This is a genomic window from Flagellimonas amoyensis, assembly GCF_003058265.1.
Taxonomy (GTDB): Bacteria; Bacteroidota; Bacteroidia; order Flavobacteriales; family Flavobacteriaceae; genus Flagellimonas; species Flagellimonas amoyensis.
Map to the genome: position 1 here is coordinate 261,577 of NZ_QBUK01000001.1, position 25,106 is coordinate 286,682.

Annotated in this window: 18 protein-coding genes; 13 read left to right on the forward strand and 5 right to left on the reverse strand. The window is 46.3% G+C overall.

Annotated features, from left to right (window positions below; genetic code table 11):
* Positions 1-46 precede the first annotated feature (46 nt).
* Positions 47-2,119: a M16 family metallopeptidase gene (locus DB398_RS01090; RefSeq protein ID WP_108422549.1), complete on the reverse strand. Its 2,073-nt coding sequence runs from the start codon at positions 2,117-2,119 to the stop codon at positions 47-49.
* Between the two features lies 1 nt (position 2,120).
* Positions 2,121-3,443 (reverse strand): M16 family metallopeptidase, encoded by a 1,323-nt coding sequence (locus DB398_RS01095; RefSeq protein ID WP_108422550.1) that lies wholly within the window; start codon positions 3,441-3,443, stop codon positions 2,121-2,123.
* Positions 3,444-3,627: 184 nt separating this feature from the next.
* Here DB398_RS01095 and DB398_RS01100 point away from each other — a divergent pair, with 184 nt between their 5' ends.
* The 6 genes from DB398_RS01100 (at position 3,628) to DB398_RS01125 (ending at position 10,959) form a co-directional block, all read left to right on the forward strand.
* Positions 3,628-4,074 carry a DUF4199 domain-containing protein gene (locus DB398_RS01100; RefSeq protein WP_108422551.1) on the forward strand — a complete coding sequence of 149 codons (447 nt, stop codon included), beginning with the start codon at positions 3,628-3,630 and terminating at the stop codon, positions 4,072-4,074.
* A gap of 102 nt (positions 4,075-4,176) precedes the next feature.
* Positions 4,177-4,716: a 50S ribosomal protein L21 gene (rplU, locus tag DB398_RS01105; protein ID WP_108422552.1), complete on the forward strand. Its 540-nt coding sequence runs from the start codon at positions 4,177-4,179 to the stop codon at positions 4,714-4,716.
* A gap of 24 nt (positions 4,717-4,740) precedes the next feature.
* A complete protein-coding gene (rpmA, locus tag DB398_RS01110) occupies positions 4,741-5,001 on the forward strand; it encodes a 50S ribosomal protein L27 (protein WP_108422553.1) in 261 nt (86 codons plus the stop codon).
* Between the two features lie 141 nt (positions 5,002-5,142).
* Positions 5,143-6,741, forward strand: coding sequence for a tetratricopeptide repeat protein (locus DB398_RS01115; RefSeq protein WP_108422554.1), 1,599 nt, complete (start codon positions 5,143-5,145; stop codon positions 6,739-6,741).
* A gap of 171 nt (positions 6,742-6,912) precedes the next feature.
* Positions 6,913-9,813 (forward strand): TonB-dependent receptor, encoded by a 2,901-nt coding sequence (locus DB398_RS01120; protein ID WP_108422555.1) that lies wholly within the window; start codon positions 6,913-6,915, stop codon positions 9,811-9,813.
* 123 nt (positions 9,814-9,936) lie between these two features.
* On the forward strand, positions 9,937-10,959 hold the full coding sequence (locus tag DB398_RS01125; RefSeq protein WP_108422556.1) for a phytase: 1,023 nt from the start codon (positions 9,937-9,939) through the stop codon (positions 10,957-10,959).
* A 3-nt stretch (positions 10,960-10,962) separates the two neighbouring features.
* Here the strand turns inward: DB398_RS01125 and DB398_RS01130 are convergent, their stop codons facing one another.
* Positions 10,963-12,075 carry an alanine racemase gene (locus DB398_RS01130; RefSeq protein ID WP_108422557.1) on the reverse strand — a complete coding sequence of 371 codons (1,113 nt, stop codon included), beginning with the start codon at positions 12,073-12,075 and terminating at the stop codon, positions 10,963-10,965.
* A gap of 160 nt (positions 12,076-12,235) precedes the next feature.
* Between DB398_RS01130 and DB398_RS01135 the strand changes: the two genes are divergently transcribed.
* Positions 12,236-12,814, forward strand: coding sequence for a DUF3332 domain-containing protein (locus DB398_RS01135; protein ID WP_108422558.1), 579 nt, complete (start codon positions 12,236-12,238; stop codon positions 12,812-12,814).
* A gap of 71 nt (positions 12,815-12,885) precedes the next feature.
* Here DB398_RS01135 and ahcY read toward each other — a convergent pair whose 3' ends face one another.
* Positions 12,886-14,202, reverse strand: a complete 1,317-nt coding sequence (gene ahcY / locus DB398_RS01140; RefSeq protein WP_108422559.1) for an adenosylhomocysteinase — start codon at positions 14,200-14,202, stop codon at positions 12,886-12,888.
* A gap of 74 nt (positions 14,203-14,276) precedes the next feature.
* On the opposite strand from ahcY, the gene DB398_RS01145 reads away from it, so the two are divergent.
* The 5 genes from DB398_RS01145 to DB398_RS01165 all read left to right on the forward strand — a co-directional run bounded on the left by DB398_RS01145 (position 14,277) and on the right by DB398_RS01165 (position 20,141).
* The gene (locus tag DB398_RS01145) at positions 14,277-14,918 is read left to right on the forward strand and encodes a 4'-phosphopantetheinyl transferase family protein (protein ID WP_108422560.1); all 642 of its coding nucleotides are present in this window, start codon (positions 14,277-14,279) and stop codon (positions 14,916-14,918) included.
* Between the two features lie 70 nt (positions 14,919-14,988).
* Positions 14,989-15,630 carry a nicotinamide riboside transporter PnuC gene (gene pnuC, locus DB398_RS01150; RefSeq protein WP_108422561.1) on the forward strand — a complete coding sequence of 214 codons (642 nt, stop codon included), beginning with the start codon at positions 14,989-14,991 and terminating at the stop codon, positions 15,628-15,630.
* Positions 15,585-17,684 carry a DUF4301 family protein gene (locus DB398_RS01155; RefSeq protein WP_108422562.1) on the forward strand — a complete coding sequence of 700 codons (2,100 nt, stop codon included), beginning with the start codon at positions 15,585-15,587 and terminating at the stop codon, positions 17,682-17,684. Before pnuC ends, DB398_RS01155 begins: the two co-directional genes overlap by 46 nt.
* A gap of 672 nt (positions 17,685-18,356) precedes the next feature.
* A complete protein-coding gene (locus DB398_RS01160) occupies positions 18,357-18,659 on the forward strand; it encodes a hypothetical protein (RefSeq protein ID WP_108422563.1) in 303 nt (100 codons plus the stop codon).
* Positions 18,660-18,800: 141 nt separating this feature from the next.
* Positions 18,801-20,141, forward strand: coding sequence for a sigma-54-dependent transcriptional regulator (locus DB398_RS01165; RefSeq protein ID WP_108422564.1), 1,341 nt, complete (start codon positions 18,801-18,803; stop codon positions 20,139-20,141).
* Here the strand turns inward: DB398_RS01165 and DB398_RS01170 are convergent.
* Complete coding sequence (locus DB398_RS01170; protein ID WP_108422565.1) at positions 20,116-22,566, reverse strand: hybrid sensor histidine kinase/response regulator; 2,451 nt, start codon at positions 22,564-22,566, stop codon at positions 20,116-20,118. The genes DB398_RS01165 and DB398_RS01170 overlap by 26 nt on opposite strands.
* 278 nt (positions 22,567-22,844) lie before the next feature.
* Here DB398_RS01170 and DB398_RS01175 point away from each other — a divergent pair, with 278 nt between their 5' ends.
* Positions 22,845-25,103, forward strand: coding sequence for a TonB-dependent receptor (locus DB398_RS01175; RefSeq protein WP_470295051.1), 2,259 nt, complete (start codon positions 22,845-22,847; stop codon positions 25,101-25,103).
* Positions 25,104-25,106: the final 3 nt, after the last annotated feature.

A 25,106-nucleotide genomic window follows, 5' to 3' on the forward strand; every position in this document is an offset into this window, starting at 1 on the left:
AAGGGCACTTGAAAAGTGCCCTTTTGTATGAGGATCGTGTTTGTTTTTATTTGAAATCGGCAGCATCGACCCCTTCGTTCACCTTGATTTCCTTTACCAGAAATTCAAAACTTTGTGGTCCCATGCTCTGGGTGATCTTGAACGGGAACATGATGCCGGAAACTTCCTGATAGTCACCAAGGCCCACAGTGCTCGTCATTTGCTGTCCCTGTGCCTCTTCAGTGGTCACCTCCTGCACCTTTAGGCCGGTTTCCATATCGTAAAAAGCAGTTTTCTTCTCGCTGATCTTGAGTTTGTAGGCCTTCATGCCATCAACGGATTCAATGCCTTCCAAAGTAATGTCGCCAGCGGCCAGATAGTTCAGTTCTGGGAAGGCAGCGGCTTCCTCCTTGATGCTGTTCACCTCCTCGGGTGATAGGTCCTTGCGTTGCCCTTGGATGACCATGTATCCCTTGTCGCCATCCAACACTTGTTTTTGCATGGAGTTGCCCATCACCTTCACATCCTGTAGAAACTGGTCCTTGGTGGTTTTTTTCATTTCAAGTTCCAATTTCATGCCCTGCATTTCTGCCTCTGCGACCATGGAATAGGATTCCACACCTTCCAGTTTGCTTTTTCCTCCAATGGCTTCTATATATTTTTCCAATACGGAGTCCACCGTCATACCTTCAGGTATTTCGGCAGTGTAGTTGGGCTTTTCTGCTTTGGTGGCATATTTGTCATAGAAAAGCACGGGAACGGTTTTTCCTTTAAAGGAAATTTTTTCCAAATTTTCGAGAACGTCACTGCCTTTTCCCGTGACCACTACCCTGGCATTGGAGGTGGAAAAGTGTTTTTGGGCTGCTTTCTGTACATCATCCACGGTCACTGCATCGAGACGTTCCAGATAGGTTTTGTAGAAATCCTTGGGGAGTCCTTCGGTTTCGATGTTCAGGGCATAGTTGGCCACGGTCTCGGGTCTTTCCAAAGCCATGACAAAGCTGCCGGCGTATATGGCCTTGGCATTGTCCAGTTCCTCTTGGGAAACGGGTTCTGATGTAATTTTGTCTATTTCCTGAAGGATCTGGACCACGGAGCTATCGGTAACGGCGTTGCGCACCTGTGCATATGCGCTAAAGCGCATGGGGCTGTACTTGTTGTCCCGAACACCGGAATAGGAGCCGTAGGTATAGCCCTTGTCCTCCCTTAGGTTCTTGAACAAACGGGCTTGGGATCCCCCGCCCAAAATACGGTTGGCCAAGAGCGCATCCAGATAATCATCGTCCTTCATTTTCAGATGGGTGATGTTCTGCACGGCCACTTCGGATTGCACCGCGTTGGGCACATCCACAAAATTGATCTGCGTGTATTGGGCATCGGTAGGGTCGGAATAGGCAAAAGATGGTGGCACCGCCTTGGTCCAAGGGGTGAAATATTGGGTCACCAATTCTTTGACATTGTCAAAATCCACATCGCCGATCACTACCAAATAGGCATTGGCCGGAACAAAGTACGACCTGTAAAACTGTTCTACATCTGTCAAGGTCACGTTGTTCACGGTCTCCTCCGTAGTGATTTCACCAAAGGGATGGTTTTTTCCATAGGCCAGTGCCAGTTGTACCCTGTCGGAAATGGCAGAAACGTCTTTTTCCTCAGACTTTAGGCCGGTTAGGAGTTTTTCTTTTTCCTTTTCAAACTCCTCTTGGGTAAAGTTGGGGTTGAGGGAAGCATCGGCCAACAACTCCAATATCCTTGGGAAATATTTGGAGAGGGAGCTTGCAAAGGCACTCTGGTCGCCCACATACACACTGGCGCCCAAAAAGTCCACCTCCTCGTAAAAATCGTCCTTGGAAATGTTCTTGGATCCCTTGCCGAGCATGCTGGAGGTGAGGTCCGAAACCCCTGCCTTGTTCCCTTCCAAAATGGGGGGATTGTCGATGGACAATTGCATGCGCACCCTTGGCAGTTTATGGTTTTCCACCACCAATACCTTCAGGCCATTGCTCAGCTCAAAACGGGCGGGTTCCTTTAAATTGATCTCTGGAGCGGGCCCTGGTTTGGGTTGTTTGCTCCGGTCTATCTGTGCGTAGGATGCTGTCATCAAAAGGGACAGCACAGTAAGTACAATATATCTTTTCATCTTAATTGGCTGCTTTTTGTTCAGGTAGATATTCCAGTTCCACACGTTGGTTCACTTTCAGATATTTTTTGGCCACTTCCATGATCTCTTCACGGGTGATGGACCTATAAATATCAATTTCTGTGTTGATGAGGTTCGTGTTGTCCTTCAGCATATAGTTTTCGGCCAAGGAGTTGGCAATGCCCTCAACACTGCTGTTGGCGTTCACAAATTGGTTCTCGAACTTGTTCTGGAGTTTTTGGTAATCCTTTTCGGAAATCAATTCCATCTGCAGTTTCAGGATTTCCTCATCGATTTCCTTTTTGATCTCTTGGATGGAGTTGTCCCCCACGGGAAGCCCTCCCACAATGTAGGAGCTATAGTCCTCCGCGTCGATGGGTACGGAAAGGATCTGCAGGGCCATTTTTTTCTCATCCACCAGTTTTTTATAGAGTTTGGAGCTTTCCCCGTCGCTCAGGTAGGTGGAGATCATGTTGATCACATAGGCATCGCGTTGTCCCTGTCCCGGTGTCCGGTAGGCCAGAAGAATGGCCGGAATCTGGATGTTCGGGTCTTGATAGGACGCATATATGGTTTGGGTGATGGGTTCTTCCTTGGCATCTGTCCTTATGATATCAGCACCTTTGGGAATGGGTCCAAAATAATCGGCGACCATCTTTTTGGTCTTTGCGGTATCAAAATCCCCTGCAATGACCAGCACGGCATTGTTGGGCACATAATAGGTTTTGTTGAACTTTTTAAAGTCATCCAAAGTAGCACTGGCCAAGTGGTCCAAGGAACCGATAACGCCCCAACGGTACGGATGCTTGGAGTAAAGGTTTTTGAGGAGCTCTTCAAAAAATGCGCCGTAAGGAGAATTGTCCACACGCAACCTTCGTTCTTCCTGCACCACCTCTTTTTGGGTGTCCACCCCTACCTGTCCGATGATGGGGTGCATCAACCTTTCGGATTCCAGCCATAGGCCGACCTCCAAGCTGTTGGACGGAAAGGTTTCATAATAATAGGTCCGGTCCAGAAACGTATTGGCATTGCCGCTGCCTCCATTGGCAGAAACAATCTTGTCCCATTCCCCGCGCTCAATGTTTTTGGTGCCCTCGAACAACAGGTGTTCAAAGAAATGCGCAAAGCCTGTTTTTTGTGGATCTTCGTCCTTGGATCCCACATGGTACATGACCGAGGTGGTGACCACAGGTGCCGAGTTGTCCTGATGCAGGATCACATGGAGTCCATTGTCCAGGTCATACTCTTCAAAAACCACTTCCTGTGCGAAAAGGAGGGAGCTTGCAAATAGCATGGAAAATGCTGAAAGCAAATGTTTTCTCATAAAGTTTTCATTTTATAGTGATAGATCAGTACAGAGGTTGGTATTGGTTTTTTGATGGATGTTACATTAAATATAGCACAAATATTGGAAGGCAGGGATGGGCATGAAACCCTTTTGGAATAAATAGTGGCATAATTCACAAACATTCAGTAATTTAAACATCACATTCATAAAAAGCCACGTGATGAAAAAAATGACCCTTCCCATCCGTTTTGGAATTGTTACCAGTGCTGTATTGATTGCCTATTTCCTGATACTTTCCCTCATCGGAAAGCACACCAATGTGTTCTATAGTCTTTTTAACGGGGTCATCACAGGTTTTGGAATCTATGAGACCATAAAATATACCAAACTCCGCCAGGGCAAGGGATTCAGCTACGGGAATGGGTTCACTGCAGGGGTTACCACCGGCTTCATTGCCACCCTGTTGTTCACCATTTTTTTTGCCCTCTACGCCACGGAACTGGACGGTGGATTTCTGGAGGAACTTTCCACGGTTTGGTCCAAGGACTATAAAAATTTTGAAGGAATCGTTTTCTTTACGGTCGCCATTATGGGATTTGCCACCTCCCTTGTGCTGACCCTTTCCTTTATGCAGCTCTTCAAAACCTCCAACAACTCCAAAAAATAATGGGCAAATAGGGGAATAATACTTGTGGATTAAGGATTTAGCAGTATATTTGCACCCGCTTATTTTGATAAAGCGAAGTAATTTTAATCTAATCAACGTATTATGTACGCAATTGTAGAGATGGCAGGGCAGCAATTCAAAGTTGCAAAAGACCAGAAAGTGTACGTTCACCGTTTGCAGGAAGAAGAAGGCGAAAAAGTCACTTTTGACAAAGTCCTTCTTTTGGAAGACGGAGGTGACGTAACCATTGGCGCCCCAGTCATAGAAGGAGCGGCTGTAGAGGCCAAAATCGTTAAGCACCTAAAAGGTGACAAGGTGATCGTTTTCAAAAAGAAAAGACGTAAAGGTTACCAAAAGAAAAACGGTCACAGACAATATTTGACCGAAATCGTGGTTGAAGGAATCGTGGCCAAAGGTGCCAAGAAAGCGGCTCCTGCCAAGGCCAAAGCTGATGAAAAACCAGCTGAAGCACCAAAAGCAGCTGAGAAAAAAGCTGAGGCTCCAAAAAAAGAAGCTCCAAAGGCAACTGAGGACCTAAACTCCAAAACTGTTGCCGAATTGAGAGATTTGGCCAAGGACAAGGACATTACTGGTTACTCTTCCATGAAGAAAGCCGAGTTGATCGAAGCATTAAGCAAATAAGAAAAGAACTAAAATTTATATATCATGGCTCACAAGAAAGGTGTAGGTAGTTCAAAAAACGGTAGGGAATCAGAATCGAAACGCTTGGGCGTTAAGATTTTTGGTGGCCAGGCAGCTGTTGCTGGTAACATCATTGTTAGACAACGTGGTACCAAGCACAATCCTGGAGACAACGTATACGCAGGTAAAGACCACACTTTGCACGCCAAGGTGGACGGTGTCGTTAAGTTTGAGAAAAAGGCAAGTGGAAAATCTTATGTTTCCATTGAGCCATTCCAAGCATAAGGAATAATCCTATAAATGAAAAGGCCCTTTGCATAAGCAGAGGGCCTTTTTTTGTGGATTTTTTTAATGGTTTCATAACCTAAAGTTGATGTTTTGGTGAGAATCATTGGCGTTCTTGATAGCTTGTATCAAAACGCGTCAATGAGAAAGGCACTTCGGATTGTTTATGTGGTGGTGCTCTGTTTTCTGGGCCATTCGTTAGGTCACGCCCAACATACCCCTCCATCGGTTGCCAATGAAGGAAGGCCGGACGTCACTTTTTTTGCCCTTCAAGAACAGCTCGAAGCATCCAGAAAACATCCAGATGTTCCCATAAAAATAGCAGAGGCCCATCTGCAGTTGGGAGAATACTATCATTCCTTCGGATTGTATACCGAGGCCATGGCAGAATATAACAAGGCCTTGGAAGAATTGGGAACTGGTTTCAACGATGAACTTTTCATCGTCCTGAACAACAATATCGGAAAGGTATACCTGTCACTCAATAATTTTGAACTGGCGGAGCAGCATTTTGAAGAAACCCGAAAATCATCGATACAATTAAATGATGCCAAGGGCCTTGCCATCTCATTGGGGCTGCTTGGGGCAAGCCATGAAAAACAGGGAGAGTATGAGGAGGCCTTGAAAGACCAAGAGGAAAGCCTTTCCTTGTTTGAAAAGTTGGGAGATCAACATGGTGTGGCCATGACCAATGAAAACATTGGTAGCATTTATGAAGATCTGGAGAAATTTGATCTGGCCCATAAATTCTTCGCTCGGGCCTACGAATACCTAAAAGGTTCGGGAAAAGCCGAGGAGGTCAATGTGCTCAATAACCTGGGGGATGTTTTCAGAAAAACAGCCGATTACCCCTCTGCATTGGAGAAAACAGGGAGGGCCTTGGCGGCGGCCAAGGAGCTGAACGATCTCCATCAATTGGAAAGTGCCCACAAAGACCTGTCCAAAACCTATGCCCTGATGGGGGACTACGAAAAGGCGCATGCCCATCTCCTTCAGGCGGAGGAATTCAACAGTGCCATGCTGCGATCACAGAACACGGACCAGCTCAATGTGCTCCAGACCATATACGAGACCAATAAAAAAGAGGCAGAGATCCAACTGCTCAAGGAACAGAACAAGGTCAGCGTTGCCAACCAAAATCTCTTGTGGGTGGCCCTGTTCGCCATTGTTGCCATTCTGACGATTGGGTACAATTTTTTGGGAAGAAAAAGAAAAGCCAAGCTAAAGATCCAGGAATACAAGCAGCGAATGTTGAAGGCGGAATTGGAGAAAAAGGCGATCGAGGAGAAGAACCTGCAGGATGAAGTCCAGTTGAAAGCAGCCTCCCTGTCCCGATACAGCCTCCATTTGTCCCAGAAGAACAAGATCTTGCTGGATCTGGCTAATACGCTCAGGAACATTGCCGCCCGAAAAAACATGGATACCTCGCGGAAGATCAAGGAACTGGTGAAAGAAATCGATTTTAACCTACAGCAAGAGCAGGAATGGGACGAGTTTATGGTCTTTTTCAAAGAGATCCACCCTGAGTTCATCAAAAAACTTTCGTCCTTATCCGAAAATAGCCTGTCGCCTGCAGAGCTTCGTTTGGGAATGTTGTTGCGGTTGAACCTTTCCTCCAAGGAAATTGCCTCCATTTTGAGGGTCACCCCGGACAGTGTTCGTGTAGCGCGTCACAGGTTAAGAAAAAAGTTGCCCATCGACCAAAAAGAGGAGTTGGTAAATTTTATGATCGATCTCTGACCCCATTTTTCAACGCTTCTTTGGAAAACGTTAGCCCAATGTAAAATAACTGTAATTGTTGCCTTGTTGTTTCTGCCCTTTTTCACTTTTGTTTCCTTTTTGTTTCCCTTTAATTTAAATCATAATCATCTGATATACATAGTTTTGGAGTGCATTATAATTCAAACCAAAATGAAACTGATGAACCTTAAAAAACTAATTTTTGTAACGCTCTTTTCACTGTTTGGCCTCGCTTATGCACAGGCCCAAACAGGAAATATACAAGGCACCATTACCGATGAAAATGGTATATATGTGCCAGGGGCAAACGTGTATATCAAGTCCATTTCCAAAGGAGGGATAACGGATTTTGATGGAAGGTTTACCTTGGTGGGTATTCCTGCTGGCGACCATACCCTGACCATTACCTATATGGGTTATGCAGATGTGGAGCAGCAAGTTTCTGTCACGGCCGGACAGACCGCTTCTGTGGGCATAGTCCTGAACCCGACCAATGTGGAACTTGATGAAGTACAAGTAAGTGCCTACGGGCTCAGCGGCCAGGCAAAGGCACTGAACACACAAAGAACAAACCTGAACATTACCAATGTGGTGTCCACTGACCAAATTGGGAAATTTCCCGATGCGAACATTGGAGATGCCGTCAAGCGAATTCCCGGAATCACCATGCAGGTGGACCAAGGGGAAGCCAGGAACATTATCGTACGGGGTCTATCCCCACAATTGAACTCCGTGACCCTGAATGGGAGCAGGATCCCATCTGCGGAAGCGGACAACAGGAACATCCAAATGGATTTGATCCCTTCTGACATGATCCAGACCATTGAAGTGAACAAGGCCGTTACCCCCGATATGGATGCAGATGCCTTGGGTGGATCTGTGAACTTGGTCACCAGAACTGCACCACAAGGATTCAGGCTTTCGGCGACCGCTGGTTCTGGGGTCAATTTTATTACCGATAAAGGTATTTGGAACGGATCATTGTTGGTAGGAGACCGTACCAAAGATGGAAAATTTGGATGGATGGTCTCGGCCACCATCAACGATAATGATTTCGGATCACACAACATCGAGGCCGAATGGACCGATGAATTTGAATACAACACAGGCGTAGAGGACGAAGAGGGCGAGCCCATTTTGGAAGAAGTGGCCGTGGACCCCTATACCAATGTTACCGAGCAACGCACCTATTTGGTGCAACGGGTAAGGCGCAGTTTTGCCGCCAATTTTGATTACCAGATCAATGCGGACAACAATATTTTCCTGAAGACCATGTACAACTGGAGGGACGACCGCGAAAACCGGTTTGCCTTGACCCAGGAGATGTTGGACGGAGAGGATATTGAAGCGGGAGATTTTACCATTGCCAATGGGGTGCCCACGAGATTTCCGGCCGAGGTGGTCCGGGAGACCAAGGGAGGTATCGCCGGAGGGCGCAACCAAAACCGTAGGTTGGAAGACCAGCGCATGCAGAACTATACTTTGGGTGGGAACCACTTGTTCGGCAGCCTAAAATTTGACTGGATGGGATCCTATGCCAAGGCATCCGAGGAGCGTTTGAACGAAAGATATGCGGTCTATGCCACTGAATACATCGTCAACAATGACAACAGCTATCCAAGATATCCGATCATGACGGCTGCCAATGCCAGTGATTTCAACGATTTGGGAGCATTTGAATTTGACGAACTGACCAACGAGAACCAGTACACAGAGGAAGAGGATATGAACTTCTTTGCCAATTTTGAATTGCCTGCAGATCTTTTAGGCAATGGAGGTACAATAAAGTTTGGGGCAAGGGGACGCTTTAAGAGCAAGGAAAGAAACAACGATTTCTTCGAATACGATTTTGAGGACCTGTACCCAACTTTGGCCGACATGCCGGTCAAGGACTATACCAATCCAGATTTCTTGGCAGGGGAAAAGTACCGCGCTGGGACCTTCGCCAGTGAAGAGTGGTTGGGTTCCTTGGACCTGAACAGTGCCAACGGGGAGGCCGTTCCGGACGAATACCTTCCAGGCAATTTTGAGGTAAAGGAAAACGTTTGGGCCGCTTATGCCATGATCAACCAAAAAGTGTCCGATAAATTGAGCATATTGGCAGGTCTTCGAATGGAGAACACCAAATTGGAGACCGAAGGCAATAGGGTGACCTACATTGAAGAGGACGAAGATGCCGGAATAGAGGAAGGAATTGAAGTGGAACAGGTATCGGACGAAAACTCCTATACCAACCTTTTGCCAGGTATCCATTTTAAATATGACTTGGACAACAATACTGTTTTGAGGTTGGCTTGGACCAATACCTTGGCCCGTCCAAACTATGTAGATCTGATCCCAAGGGCGGAGATAATCAATGAGGACAGGGAAGTCGTTGTGGGCAACCCAGAGCTTGATCCTACTACTTCCATGAACTTTGACTTCAATGCCGAGCACTATTTTGAAAGCGTGGGGATCATCTCCGGAGGCGTTTTTTATAAAAGGATCAACGATTTCATCTATACCTACATCACACAGACAGACGACGACACCTTTGGTGCCGGCACTACGGGATATGATGTGTACCAACCTTTGAATGGTGATGCGGCCTCTATTTTTGGTGCGGAGGTCTCATTCCAGCGACAGTTGGATTTCTTGCCCGGTTTTGCCCGAAATTTTAGCATTTACTTGAACTATACCTATTTGAGCTCAAGTGCAGATGGTATCCGCAACGAGGATGGTGACGAGCGAACCGATCTGGACCTGCCCAACACTGCACCCAATATGTTCAATGGGTCTTTGGGTTATGCCGATAAAAGGTTCAGTGCAAGGTTGTCCGCCAACTTCTCCGATTCCTATATTGATGAGATCGGGGGCAACGCCTTTGAAGATAGGTATTATGATACCCAGTTCTTTCTGGATTTCAATGCTAGTTATGCCATCAACAAGAACCTAAGGCTTTATGCCGATGTCAACAACATCACCAACCAGCCATTACGTTATTTCCAAGGCGTAAAGGAAAGGACCCAGCAAGCCGAGTTCTATGATATCCGCTTTACTTTTGGATTGAAGTACGACCTTTTCAAAAAATAGGAAGGCACATACCTAAATTTAGAAAACAAACTAAGTCAGATTGATCAGCGTCAGGAATTCTCAAGGGTAAAACCAAATAATTCCTGATGCTCATCGACCTGAAAAAATGCAAAAGAATTCATTATGATCAAAAGATATATCTCATTTTGTGTGCTATTAGCCGTGCTTTCCTGCAAGCAGCAGGGAAGTAAGTTGCCGGCCATCGCCCCGGACATCATCACCGAAAAAACGCCCAACGATACCGATGATCCAGCCATTTGGATCCATCCAGAAGATGCCACAAAGAGCATCGTTTTTGGAACCGACAAGGAAACCAACGGGGGAGTCTATGCCTTTGACCTGAGTGGAAAGATCATCAGGGAGAAATCAATAACGGATATCCAACGGCCCAATAATGCGGATGTGGAATACGGTTTTCAGTTGAACGATTCCGTTGCCGTGGACATCATTGCTTTTACCGAAAGGGAAAAGCAGCAGATCCGATTGTTTTCCGTGCCGGATATGAAACCATTGGATGGTGGCGGTTTCCCTGTTTTTGAAGATGAAACGGATAGGGAACAGCGTTTGGCCATGGGGATCAGTCTGTACAAATCACCAAAGGATTCGGCCATGTACGCCATTGTAGGGCGAAAAATTGGCCCCAGCGGTTCTTACCTCTATCAATATAAATTGGAATCCGACAGCACAGGAGTTTCTGCCCGTTTGGTAAGGAAGTTCGGGAGCTTTACCGGAGGAAAGGAAATCGAGGCCATTGCCGTGGACAACGAGCTTGGCTTTGTGTATTATTCCGACGAAGGTGAATGTGTGAAAAAGTATCATGCCGAACCCAACATGGGCAACGAAGAACTGGCCTGCTTTGGCGGCGAGCTGTTTTTGGAGGACATTGAAGGAATCGCCATCGCCAAATATCCGAACGGTGAGGGCTATATCATTGTTTCCGATCAGCAAAGGGGGCAATTCAACATTTTCTCCCGAAAGGACAACAGCTTTATCAAGGCGGTGAACCTATCCACGACCGAGACCGATGGTTGCGATGTGGTCACGGTGCCCTTGAACGATACCTTTCCAAATGGACTCTTTGCTGCTATGAACGATGCGAAGGACTTCTATTTTTACGATTTGGGAAAGGTACTGGATTTGGATTGATGCCTAAAAACGAAGCTTTCGTTTTCGTGCAGTGATTTCCCAAGTATCCATTTTTCTACCGTTTTGGATCACCGATACTTCATCATGGAGATTGATGGTGGGGCAAATGTGGTAGGGAACTCCGTAGAGAACGTCCCCAACTTTCCAGTTGTCCCAGTCCTGAACCTTGATTACCCCATGTTCTTCACTTTGTGAAACCAGTTCATAGGAATCAAGGTTCAGGAATTTTATGCGTTTGTCGATCGGGTTTTCTGAAGCCACGGATTTGTGGCCCATATCCACGGTGATAATTCCCTCGGCGGGTTTGGAAATGATACGGGTGACCAGAAGTGCGGCATATTTAAACTCCTGTTCCGTCAATTTTTCGCCATACCCCCAATCCCAGAGCACGCAGGTACCCGGGCTGGTGATCCTTTTTTCCTGCAGGACGTGTGAAGTGAACGAAGGCGTACCACCACAGATCAAATGGGCCTGGGGATAACTTTCCTTTAGAGCTTCAAAATAGGTTTCCACATCTTTTATGTCCGCCTCTATCTTTTCGTTCCGGACAGAAAAGTCAGTATCCCTGAGGTGCCCATCGTATGCATGCAGCCCTTTGAAAGATAGGTTTTTGCAGATTTTCAAATAATCCAACAGCACATCCAGCTCCGTCCCGATCTTGATTCCCGAACGGTCCATGCCATTGTTGATATCGATATGGATATTGACGATAAGCTCCTGTTCCAAGGCTTTTTGGTTCAACAGTTCCGCACTGTCGATATTGTCGATCAAGCTTGAAAATTCCGTATCGGGAAAATGCTTGGCCAAATGGATGAAACGATCCACTTTGGGTCCTACCAATTGATGGGCGATCAGTATGGAGGATGCACCGGCCTCGGCGGCCATTTCCGCTTCGGCAATGGTGGAGGCCTTGAACTTGGAAATGCCTGACTCCACTAAAAATTGCATCACCTTGGGCATCTTGTTGGTCTTGATGTGGGGCATCAATCGCTCAAGGTGGCCATTGGTAAGGGAAACCATTCGGTCCACATTGTACTTTAGATGTTCCAAGTACAGAACAATTGAGGGGGAATCCACTGTTTCCACATTTTCTATTTGGTACCAATGCGTATCCATACCTACCTGTTTTATAGGTAAAGGTAATCATCACTATAGAATTGAAAGAGGCTTTTCCAATACTTAAATTGGAAAAAATGTTGATGAGGGCATTGAATCTGGAATGGTTCCAAGTAGATCTTTTCGTAGCTTTAAGACCATTAACCATAATTCTTATATCATGAAAAAAGCCGTTATTTCTTCATTGTTGGCCTGCTCTATTCTGTTTACCAGTTGTTTGGGCTCGTTTAAAGCGTTCAATAACCTAAAGGATTGGAACCAGGGATTGACCGACAGTAAATTTTTGGACAACCTGATTTTTTGGGGACTGAACATTGTCCCTGTCTATGGACTGTTCTTTTTGGGCGATGCTTTGATTTTCAACGTGATCGAGTTCTGGTCGGGATCCAATCCCATCGCCATGAAGCCAGGGGAATCCGAAACCCAAATGGTGGAACGTGATGGTAACACCTACAAAATGGTGGCCACCCAGAACCGAATCCAAGTGACCGTGGTGGAGGGCCCCAAGAAAGGAAAGAAAATAGATTTGGTGTACAAGCCGGACGAAAAATCATGGAACGCCGTTCGTCCAAATGGGGAGATCATCAAACTTTCCTCTTTTGAAGAAGGATTTTACATTGTTTATATGCCCAATGGAGAGCAGATCAAAATCGACCCAATGGATACAAGGGAAGAAGGTTTGGCTTTGTTGAAAGAAAACAAGACCTGCTACTACGAGCAAGGTCTTTTGGCAGACTGACCCAAAAATAATTGCAAATAAAAAACCCCAAGGCTTGCCTTGGGGTTTTTTTGTTTATGCTTGTAGTGTTTTTAATACCTGTAATAATCCGGTTTGAAAGGACCGTCAACAGTCACGCCGATATATTCGGCCTGATCTTCCTTGAGTTCGGTGAGCTCGGCACCCAAACGCGCCAAATGCAGTTTGGCCACTTTTTCGTCCAAGTGCTTTGGAAGCATGTACACGTCGTTCTCATACTTGTCACTGTGGTTCCAAAGCTCTATCTGTGCTAAGGTCTGGTTGGTGAACGAGTTGCTCATCACAAAACTGGGGTGTCCCGTGGCACAACCCAAGTTGACCAATCGGCCCTCGGCCAAAATGATGATGTCCTTGCCATTGATGGTGTATTTGTCCACCTGTGGTTTTATCTCATCCTTGGTATCGCCATAGGCGCCGTTCAACCAAGCCATGTCGATCTCATTGTCAAAATGTCCAATGTTGCAGACAATGGCCTTGTCCTTCATGGACCTAAAGTGCTCTTCGCGGATAATGTCCTTGTTTCCGGTCGTGGTGATCACAATATCGGCATTGGAGACAACGGTCTCCAATTTTTTCACCTCATAGCCGTCCATACAGGCCTGTAGGGCACAGATGGGGTCTATTTCGGTAACGGTTACAATAGATCCCGCTCCTCGGAAAGAGGCTGCGGTACCTTTGCCAACATCGCCATAACCGGCAACCACTACGCGTTTTCCGGCCAACATGGTGTCCGTGGCCCTGCGGATGGCATCCACAGCACTTTCACGGCAGCCATATTTGTTGTCGAACTTGGATTTGGTCACGGAATCGTTCACGTTGATGGCGGGCATGGGCAAAGTTCCCTTCTTCACTCGTTCGTACAAACGGTGCACCCCTGTGGTGGTCTCTTCGGAAAGTCCCTTGACACCTGGGGCCAATTCTGGATATTTGTCCAAGACCATATTGGTAAGGTCGCCCCCATCGTCCAAGATCATGTTCAGGGGTTTTCTGTCCTCTCCAAAGAAAAGGGTCTGCTCAATGCACCAATCAAATTCCTCGGCGTTCATTCCTTTCCAGGCATACACGGGAACACCTGCTGCGGCAATGGCGGCAGCGGCATGGTCCTGAGTGGAAAATATGTTACAGGAGCTCCAGGTTACTTCGGCACCAAGGGCCACCAAGGTCTCAATAAGGACCGCTGTTTGGATGGTCATGTGCAGGCAACCGGCAATTCGGGCGCCTTTCAAGGGTTGCTGGTTCCCGTATTCCTCCCGTAAGGCCATAAGTCCTGGCATTTCCGCTTCGGCAAGCTCAATCTCTTTTCTTCCCCAACTTGCAAGGGAGATATCCTTTACCTTATAGGGTATGTATGGAATTGTCTTTGTGCTCATACTTTATGTATATTTACTTTTGTAGCTTCGCTTTATTAGTGCGACAAAGATACAAATTCGCTTAACTTTTGGTCATGCCCATTTACAAAACCATAACAGTTTCACCCACCACCAAGGTATATCTCTGGAAGGTCACCGAACCTGAGTCCCAGCTATCTAGGAATGTGGAGCTCACTTCGCACTGCCAGAACCGGATGGACGGCATGAAATCCGAGGCACACCGCAGGGCATTCTTGAGCATAAGGCACCTTATGGCAGAGGCCGGATACAAGGACGGCGACCTTTATTACGATGATTTTGGCAAGCCCCATCTCAAAGATGGAAACTATATTTCCATCACCCATTCCCATAATTTTACAGGGATCATCGTGAGCGAGAGCGATGAGGTGGGTATCGACATAGAGATGCAGCGGGACAAGATCCTGAACATTGCCCACAAGTTCACGCCCATTGAGGAGTACAAGACCTTGGCCAATGCGGAGGCCATTATCCGAAAACTGACCATCGTGTGGGGTGCGAAGGAATCCCTCTATAAAATATACGCGCAGCAGGGCCTTAGCTTTTTAAGACATATTAATGTCATGGATTTTACGTTTGATGATTCGCGCACCGTGGCCGAAATTCTATACAAGGGCAAAAAATCACAATACGAGGTCGAGTTTTTTGAATTTGAAGGGTTCACCTGTGTATATGCCCTTAAAATGATGGGCGGTTGACCATAACTTTTAGTAGTTTTGCGCCTGAAAAATGTTCCCATGAAAATGGTAAAATCCGACAGTAGCGGTTATGAATCCCATTTTTGATTTCTTCCTAGGCCCGTACGAGGATAGGGAGTTTTCACTCATTATTCTGGAAGCCACCGCTTTTTTCTTTGGAATAGCCAGTGTGATCTATGCCAAGAAGGAAGACATTATGGTCTATCCCACAGGTTTGGTGGGCACTGCCATCACCAGTTACATCTTTTTCGTGGACAGTCTTTTTGGAGATATGATGCTGAACTTCTATTTCTCCATCATGAGCATTTATGGCTGGTGGAACTGGGCCCGACGAAAGGAGAACAGGGATCCGGTGGTGCTCATCACTAGAACCGACACAAAGGAAAAATGGGTGGGTCTTGGCCTTTTTGTCCTCACCATGCTGGTCACCTACGCGGTATACGTGCTATTCGGGGCAGAGATAAAGGCGAGCAATTATGTGGACATCGTCACCTCGGGAATCTTTTTTACGGCAATGTGGTACATGGCCAACAAAAAATTGGAAAGCTGGACCCTATGGATCATAGGAGATTTAATAACCGTACCTTTGTACGCTCATAGAGGATGGGGCATGTTCTCATTGCAGTACCTCATCTTTACCGTATTGTCCATACAGGGATATCTAACATGGAAGAAACACTTGGGCAAGAGCCCTCAAACCTCATCAAAGTAGTCCTTTTTGGACCGGAATCCACAGGAAAGACCACATTGGCCGAACAACTGGCCGAACATTACCGCACCGAATGGGTGCCCGAATATGCCCGCGAATACCTTCAGGAAAAGTGGGACAGGGAACAAAAGACCTGTGAGCCCAAGGATCTATTGCCCATTGCCTATGGACAGATGCGCCTGGAAAACCAATTGGCAACAACGGCCCATAAGGTCCTGATCTGCGATACCGATCTTTTGGAGACCAAGGTCTATTCCGAAACCTACTATACTGGCACCTGCGATCCCCTTTTGGAGGAATATGCCCTCAAGAACACCTACGACCTTTATTTGTTGACCTACATCGACACCCCTTGGGTGGCCGACGACCTTCGGGACAAACCGGACGAGCGCGAACGAATGTTTTCGTATTTCAAGGAATCATTGGAAAAATATGACCGAAATTTTATTACCTTAAGAGGAGATAAGGCAACACGGCTCTCAACGGCCATAAAGTATATTGACAAACTTCTCCAAAACATGATAGAATTAAGTCCGAAAGACTTGGAACAATTGGATTCCAAAGGAATTTCAAAAGAAAAAGTCATCCGTCAGATCAACACCTTTGCAGAAGGGATCCCATTTGTGCAACTCACAAAGGCCGCAGTGGTAGGGAACGGGATCTTGAGGTTTTCCGATAAGGAACAGAAAGAGCTTATCCAGTATTTTGAAGACCACAGGGGCCATCTGGACCTGTTGAAGTTCGTTCCCGCTTCGGGTGCCGCTTCACGGATGTTCAAGGCCATGTTCAATTTTTTGGATGCCTACGATCCTTCCAAGGAAAGCCTCTCGGACTATGTGGATAGAACAAAGGACAAGGACGTGCAGGTTTTTGCCGCACAAATGAACAAGTTTCCTTTCTATGACAAGATTATGGAAAGAATCAAGGGAAAAGCAGGCAGCAAGGATGAAGAAGTCTATCTTTTTGCCAAGGAAATGTTGGTAGAGGAAGGTCTTGATTACGGATTTTATCCAAAGGGACTTTTGCCTTTCCACAGCTATGCAACTGGCAGTGCCACCCCTTTTGAGGAACACTTGAAGGAAGCGGCCCTCTATGCGAAAACGGACGGGAAGGCCCATCTCCATTTTACGGTCTCGGAACAGCATGATGAAATGTTCAAGGCAGAAGAGGCCAAGGTGGCCCCGAAAATCTCGAAAAGCACCAATACCCAGTTTGAAATTTCATACTCCAACCAGAAACCATCAACGGACACCATTGCGGTGGACATGGAGAACAAACCTTTCAAAAATGGGGATGGATCGCTCCTCTTCAGGCCAGGGGGACATGGCGCCCTCATCGAAAACCTGAACGACCAAGATGCAGACATCATCTTCATCAAGAATATTGATAATGTGGTGATCGACAAGAATTTGGAGGAAGTGGCCAATAGCAAGAAAATGTTGGCCGGGGCACTCAAAAAGGTCCAGGACAAAGCATTTGCCTATGCAGAACTGTTGGACAAGGGAAATGTTTCCGTGGAAAAAGCGGACGAAATAAAGGCGTTTTTAGAGAAGAGCCTCAATGTGCGCATGCCCAACGATTATGATGAATTGGATGTGAGCCAACAACAAACCGTGCTGAAAAACAGCATAAACAGGCCCATTCGGATATGTGGCATGGTCAAGAATGAAGGGGAACCCGGTGGTGGCCCATTTTGGATCCAGGACTCCCAAGGGAACGTTTCACTTCAGATCATAGAATCCGCCCAAATAGACTTGGACAATCCTGAACAAGCAGGAATTCTTAAGAATTCGACCCACTTCAATCCTGTGGATCTGGTGTGCGGAGTGCGAAATTATAAAGGGGAAAAGTATGACCTCTTACATTTTGTGGATGAGAAGCAAGGCTTCATCACAGGCAAGACCATGGAAGGAAAAGAACTCAAGGCCTTGGAATTGCCCGGGCTGTGGAATGGGGGTATGGCATTCTGGAACACCATCTTTGTGGAGGTTCCGTTGGTGACCTTTAATCCAGTGAAGACCGTGAACGATCTTTTGAAGCCCACACACCAAGCCTAAACCACACATAAACAAAACAGTATGTCCGCCATCACTTGAGATGGCGGATTTTTTTTGCCCATTGGTGTGACCAGTACCGATAAAAGGTGTCAAAAAAGTGTACGACCTATTGGGATGACAATGTCCTTCTCAAGGTAAAGTAATTCTCGGTCCTTCTGGATTGTAAGGATTTAGGTTGGTTGATTTGGTTAGAGGGCCGTGCATTCTGTACGGCTTTCTTTTAACCTTGGCACGGAAACTGCAAATGTGAATGAAAAAAGATGTTTTTAAAGATAGTATTGCTTCTCAACTTGGTCTCCCTCGGGATTGCCATGTACATTATATATTCTTATGTGAAGAATAAAAAAAAGAACAATGAGCGAAAGAACCAGGACGATGCTATGTAGACACTAACCATGTATTGTTCATCTCAGCCAATCTCATTCATAGTCTTTTTCCTTGGGATTATGATTTTGGCGCAATGGAAAGGCTGCTTCGGCGGCCTTTCTTGTGTAAAAACTATACAGCTTGTCCCGCCCATTACACAGTTTTACACAGTCCTTCAAAAATGGCACAAAATATAACTGTTTAATATACAGTGATTTAAGTCAAATTCAAGATTACTTCCAGAATTGGCACTAGTTTTTCATATAGATAAGCAAGTTTAATTAATAACATTTAAAATCTTATACCATGAAAAAATTAATTTTCGCAACCGCACTATCATTTGTAGGACTTACAGCTATGGCCAATGTTGGAACCACAGAATTGAATATGGACGAAACAACTGTTGTTGTAGCGCAAGACTTTGAAGAAATCAGTGTTTCTGATGTCCCTGAAGCAGTAACAGCAGCTGTGGCAAAGGATTACCCCACTGCCAAAGTTGCCAAGGCATATAAAAACGATCAGGACCAATACAAATTGGACCTTACCCTTGAAGATGGTACTTCTGGATCAGTATATGCCGATGCTGAAGGGAACTGGATTGAGATGTAGATCATAGTTTTCGAAACCACGTTAGGTTAGTTGGTTTGGTTAGTGAGGGGCCGCGAGAGCGGCCCCTTCTTTTTTGTGATAAATTTATAGGTTGCCCAGCATGTGATCAAACGGTGGTATCGTATATTAGACAACTGAGATATGCCCAAAATCTTGATCATTGAGGACGACACGGCTTTCTGTCAAATGCTGCAAAAGTTTTTGACAAAGCACGGTTTTGCCGTTTCCACAAGCTACTCCATCAAGGAAGCGGAAGAACAGATCAGCACTTCCACTTTTGATATTATCTTATCGGATGTACGGCTTCCCAAAGGGAACGGGGTCACGTTGCTCCCCCAGGTCAAGAAGGAATCGCCCACTACCCAGGTCATCTTGATGACGGGTTATGCAGAGGTAAAGACCGCGGTCAATGCCATGAAAAAAGGGGCTTTCGATTATATCTCAAAACCCTTTACCCCAGAAGAGATCCTATCGGTGATCAACAACGCCTTGAATGTGGCACATACCAAGGAAGAAACTCCAAAGAAATCGGCACCCAGCCCCAAAAAGCAGGAGCAGGGCAGCTTCTTGGTCGGGGAAAGCGAAAGATCAAAAAAACTCCAACAATACATAGATTTGGTGGCGCCCACCAACATGTCGGTCCTGTTGACCGGGGAAAGCGGTACGGGCAAGGAAGTCACGGCCAATTCCATCCACAATGCCAGCAAAAGAAAAGGACAGCCCTTTGTGGCGGTAGACTGTGGCGCCATTCCAAAGGAAATTGCCACCAGTGAATTTTTTGGCCATGTCAAGGGAAGTTTCACCGGGGCCATAGAGGACAAAAAAGGCCACTTTGAAGCGGCCAATGGCGGCACCCTGTTTTTGGATGAGGTGGGCAACCTGTCCTACGAACACCAAGTGCAGCTGCTCCGGGCCATTCAGGAACGAAAGATAAAACGGGTGGGGAGCACCAAAGAGATCCAACTGGATCTTCGGATCATTGCCGCTACCAACGAAAACCTATTGGAAGCCGTTGAGGAAGGCAGTTTCAGGGAAGACCTTTATCATCGGTTGAACGAATTTTCCATCGAGGTTCCTTCATTGCGTGAAAGAAGGGAGGACATTCTTTTGTTCGCCAATTATTTTTTGGATAGGGCCAATGCCGATTTGGAGAAAGAGGTGTTGGATTTTTCAGAGGAGGCCAAACAGATTTTGATGGACTATCCATGGCCGGGAAACCTCAGGGAGATGAAGAACATGATCAAGCGGGCCGTCCTGTTTACAGAGGGCGACACCGTACTGTCCAGTTCATTGGCCGAAGAGGTCGTCAATGGAACCAAGGGCAACAATGCTCCCGTCTTTTCCAAGTCCGAATATGAAAAGGAAAGGATTTTGGACGCTCTGAAACAGACCAATTTCAACAAGAGCAAGGCAGCCAAATTACTACAGATAACCCGCAAGACCCTTTACAACAAGATCAATCAATATCAACTGGAAGTCTGATCAGATAATCCTTGATGGCAGCATTCAGGTGGTGGACCACTTTTTGAAGTTGTGTCAATGTCCCGAATACTCTTTTCGCTTTCGCATCATCGGAAAGATGTTCCAGTTCTTCCAGCAAAGGGATGGCCTTATGTACCTCCAATTGCCTGAACATGGGCAACATTTTGTGTGAAATGGCACGGATTTCCGAAAAATTAGTACTCCCAACATGTGAAAAGAGCAGTTCCATGTTTTTTTCCGTGTTTTCCAAAAAGACTTCCAGGACTTCCAGCACGGCCTGCGGGCTGTCCAGAAATGGGGCTATATTATTGACGCTGAAATGTGTCGATTGCGAACCGGGAACGGAAGTGGTCGCTGCGCCTGTCCCATTGATTGAATGGCCTACCTTGCCCAAAATGTCCAGGAAGGAGGTATTGGAAAATGGCTTTTGCAGCACATCTGTAAAGCCTGCCCCGGTGTAGATGGACTTGTCCGTGATTTGTTGCCCCGTCATCGCGATCACCGGATTTTCATAGCCCAACTCCCGCAGTTTTTTCAGGACGGAAAAACCATCGATTCCGGGCATCTGTATATCGGTAAGCACAACATCACATGAAATGTTCTCCACTTCTTCAATTTCCTTGAAATTGGTATAGGTCTTTATGTCAATTGCATGGACCTGACAAATGTCCTCCAAGAGTTTCAGCATATTGGCATCATCATCGATTGCGCATAGGGTAAGGGGTCCTTCAAGAGTTTTTTCATGTGGGAGGTTCTCCTCAATGGGCATTTCGCCCAACGCTACAGGAATCCGGATGGTAAACGTACTTCCTTCGTTCTCATGGCTTTCCAAATATATTGTTCCGTTGAGGAGTTCGGTCAGCTTTTTTGAAATGGTAAGCCCCAGTCCATAGCCACCATATTTTTTTTCGGTGGAATCAGTGGCTTGGGCAAATTCTTGGAATATCAACTCTTGTTTTTCAGCAGGTATGCCGATTCCCGTATCCTTTACCCTGATCCTGACCCACTGTTTATCCCCTTTTTCCTCCAAGAGCGCACTTATTTTCACATGGCCTTTTTGGGTGAATTTAAAAGCATTGCCCACAAGGTTGGTCAATATCTGCCGTAGACGGAACGGGTCGCTCACAATCGGTTTTTCCAGATTTTCATCAATCTCCAATTGGAGTTCCACCTCCTTTTTGGAATTCACTTCCCTAAAATGCAATGAAGTTTCCTGGATAAGGTTGGAAAGGATGAAAGGCACCCGTTCAAGGTTCACTCTTCCCGCTTCCAATTTTGAATAGTCCAGAAGATCGTTCACCAAGTTTTCCACATAACCTGATGCGGACCTCACATTTTTCAGATAGTTCAGTTGTTTGCTGTTCAATCCGCTGTGCTCCATCAATTCGGAATATCCGCTGATGGTGTTCAAGGGTGTCCTCAGGTCGTGGCTCACGGTAGAGATCAATTGTTCCCTGCTCTTCAACAGGAATTCAGAATATTTTTTCTCTTTTTCCAGTTGCTCCCGATAGCGTTGGACTTTCCAAAAGTCCCTGGAAATCAAAAAAGTAAAGAAAATAACGATGATCAGTCCCAATAAAATGGCGCCTCCGGCCAATCGGGTGGTCCTTTCCAATGCCTGTTCCTGGTTCAGGCTGTCGAAATAGGCATTTTGGGCCATTTCTTCCTCAAAGCCAGCGATAATGTTCCGTATTTTTTGGGAAAGCTCAAGATCGGTCCTATAAATCTGTAGCTCTTTTTGGATCATGGAACGCTCAATGGAAGCTGTTTCCATTTTGGCCCTGTTCAATATGGACTTGGACAATTGGAGGATGGAGTCGATGTTGTTCGCATCAACATCCCCCTTGGAACTGGGAATGTTTTTATTGAGAAGGGCCACATATTCCCGAATGGAATTTTGTGTGGATGCAGGCAACTGTTTAAAGTTGGGCGCAAAAGTCTCTGGGGTGATCCGCCCCATGCCCACTTCCATTTTATGGAAAGCGTCCAGCACGGAATCGTAGGAGGTCCTGTTTTCGTTCTGTACCCTCAACTTGCGTAGCTCGGCACTGTTGAATACCTTTTGTTTCAATAGCTCTTGCACACTGTCCAATTGAGAAATAGGGGCATCTGGATCCGAATTGGAAAGCGGTTTGAGGGAGTCTATGATGGTATTGATGGAATCCACTTTCTGCGCATAGGCCTGAAGGTCGTCCGGTTTTTTGGTCTGGAGCGCCAACTTGGAAAGGTTTTCGGCTTCGTACAGATCAGTGAGCAGTCTATTGGTTTTCAGTAATTTGGCATTATCATCCTCTTTGCTCTTGGCAGAGACATAGGTCTTGAACTCACTGTAGATAAAAAAGGAAGCAAGCACGGCCAATACCCCAAGGACCACATAACTGGAGATGATCTTGAACGTAAACCTTTTTTTGGATTTAGGGTGCATACCCTTATATACGCAGGGGCATTGGGGTCCCGGTTGTTAGTAAAAGTTAAATTTTCTCGATTTATTTTTATGAAAAGTGGCCTCGGCACAGTACATTTGCCCCATCTCAAAGGGGTGCTTTTTTCACGAAAGGCTGAGATTATACCCAATGAACCTGGGCGGGTAATGCCGCCAAGGGATTGCGCTAGGCGCATCTTGGAATTTCTATGTTTCTTTTGAAACAAAAATCATTTATCAACAAGAATAATGACCCCTTTTATTCGTAACATTTTTTACGAATGAAACTGCTTTATTCAAACAGTAAGCCCATGACCGCTGGGTTGAAATGCGGTCCAACGCGACCGTCAAAGAACTACGGGAGCAACATCAAAACCTTATTTGCAACATTGGCCCTTTCCGGACTGGCGCTTAGCATGAATGCCCAAGAGGTGCAGACCGATTCCTTGGAAGGAAAAAAGGTCGTGCTGGATGAGGTCTTGGTACAGGCCATTAGGGTGACCAAGGAATTTCCCATCACTTTTACCAATTTGGACCAGGAGGAAATGGCCTCCAGGAACTTGGGGCAGGATGTGCCCATTCTGATGAACTTTATGCCTGCGGTAGTGACCACTTCCGATGCAGGTGCCGGAGTGGGATACACCAGCATTCGCGTTCGGGGTAGTGATGCCACGCGGGTAAACGTGACCATCAATGGTGTGCCCTACAACGATGCGGAATCGCAGGGTACATTTTGGGTGAACATGCCCGATTTTGCCTCTTCCACCCAAAGCCTTCAATTGCAACGAGGGGTGGGAACCTCGACCAATGGGGCCGGTGCTTTCGGGGCAAGCCTCAACGTGCTTACCGATGCGTTTTCCGAGGAAGCTTATGCCAAGGTCTCATCATCCGTGGGGAGCTTCAACACGCTACGGAACAATGTGAAGTTCAGCACCGGCATCTTGAACGATCATTTTGAATTTTCGGGCAGGTTGTCCCGCATCACTTCCGATGGTTATGTGGACAGAGCCGCTTCTGAACTGGATGCCTATTTCCTGCAAGGGGTCTATAAGGACGAAAACACCCTTATAAAGGCCCTGCTCTTTGGGGGGCACGAGATTACTTATCAAGCTTGGGACGGGGTCACCGCACAGCAGTTGGAAGAAGACCGAACCTTCAATCCTGTGGGTGAGTACACCGATGCCAATGGACAGACCCGGTTCCATGACAATGAAGAGGACAATTACAAGCAAGATCATTTTCAACTGCACTGGAGCGAGACCTTGAGTCCTGAGTGGAGCACCAATCTGGCCTTCCACTATACACGTGGGCGAGGTTTTTTTGAACAGTACCGCGATGAGGACGATTTTGCCGATTATGGATTGGAACCCATTACTGTGGACGGTGAAGAGGTGAACATCACAGATTTGATCCGTAGGCGTTGGCTGGAAAATGATTTTTACGGGACCGTCTTCTCGGCCACGTACAAGAAGAACGACCTCCGGTTGATTTTTGGAGGAGGATACAACGAGTACAAGGGGGATCATTTCGGTGAGATCATTTGGGCACGCTTTGCCAGCAACAGCGATATTCGGGACCGATATTATGACGATAACTCCACCAAGACCGATCTTAATGTCTATGCCAAGGCCAACTATCAGCTCAATAGCAAATGGTCCATTTTTGGCGATGTGCAATACCGAGGGGTTGGCTATGAGGCCAATGGGAACGATACCGGACTGGTCGATGATACCTTTGACTTTTTCAATCCCAAGGCCGGTATCACTTTTGACATGGACCGGAACAATAATTTCTATCTTTCCTATGCTAGGGCCAGCAGGGAGCCCAACCGTAACGATTATGAAAGTGGAAGCCCAAAACCTGAGCATCTGAACGATTTTGAGTTGGGATGGCGCTACGTTTCCCCCAATTTCCAATGGAACACCAACGTGTATTACATGAGGTACAAGGACCAATTGGTGCTTACCGGGGAGCTCAACGATGTAGGAGCGCCCTTGAGGTCCAATGTAGGGGACAGTTATCGCTTGGGTCTGGAAATGGATGCCAACATCAAACTGGGACAAAAGTTCATGCTTAGGCCAAACATTGCCCTTAGCGACAACCGAAACCTTGATTTTTATTTTCAGCGGGACGGGGAACTACAGGACTTGGGAAATACCAACATCGCCTATTCCCCCAAGATCGTGGCAGGTAATATTTTGGCTTTTCAGCCTAATCAAAACCTGCAATTGTCCTTGTTGTCCAAATTTGTGGGCAAGCAATATATGGGCAATATTGATTCGGAAAATTCCACTTTGGACAGTTATACCCAGACCGATTTCAATGTGCAATATGTCATCAAGGCCAACTCCTTTTTTAAGAGCATAGTCCTGTCCGGTCTGGTGAACAACATTTTCGATGCCGATATTGTTTCCAACGGATATTTTTACACCTACGATGATGATTTTTCCAACCCAGGAACCATCACCACCATCGAGGAAGCAAGGTATTATCCCCAGGCAGGAATCAACTTTTTGTTGGGGGCCACCATTGTTTTTTAAACG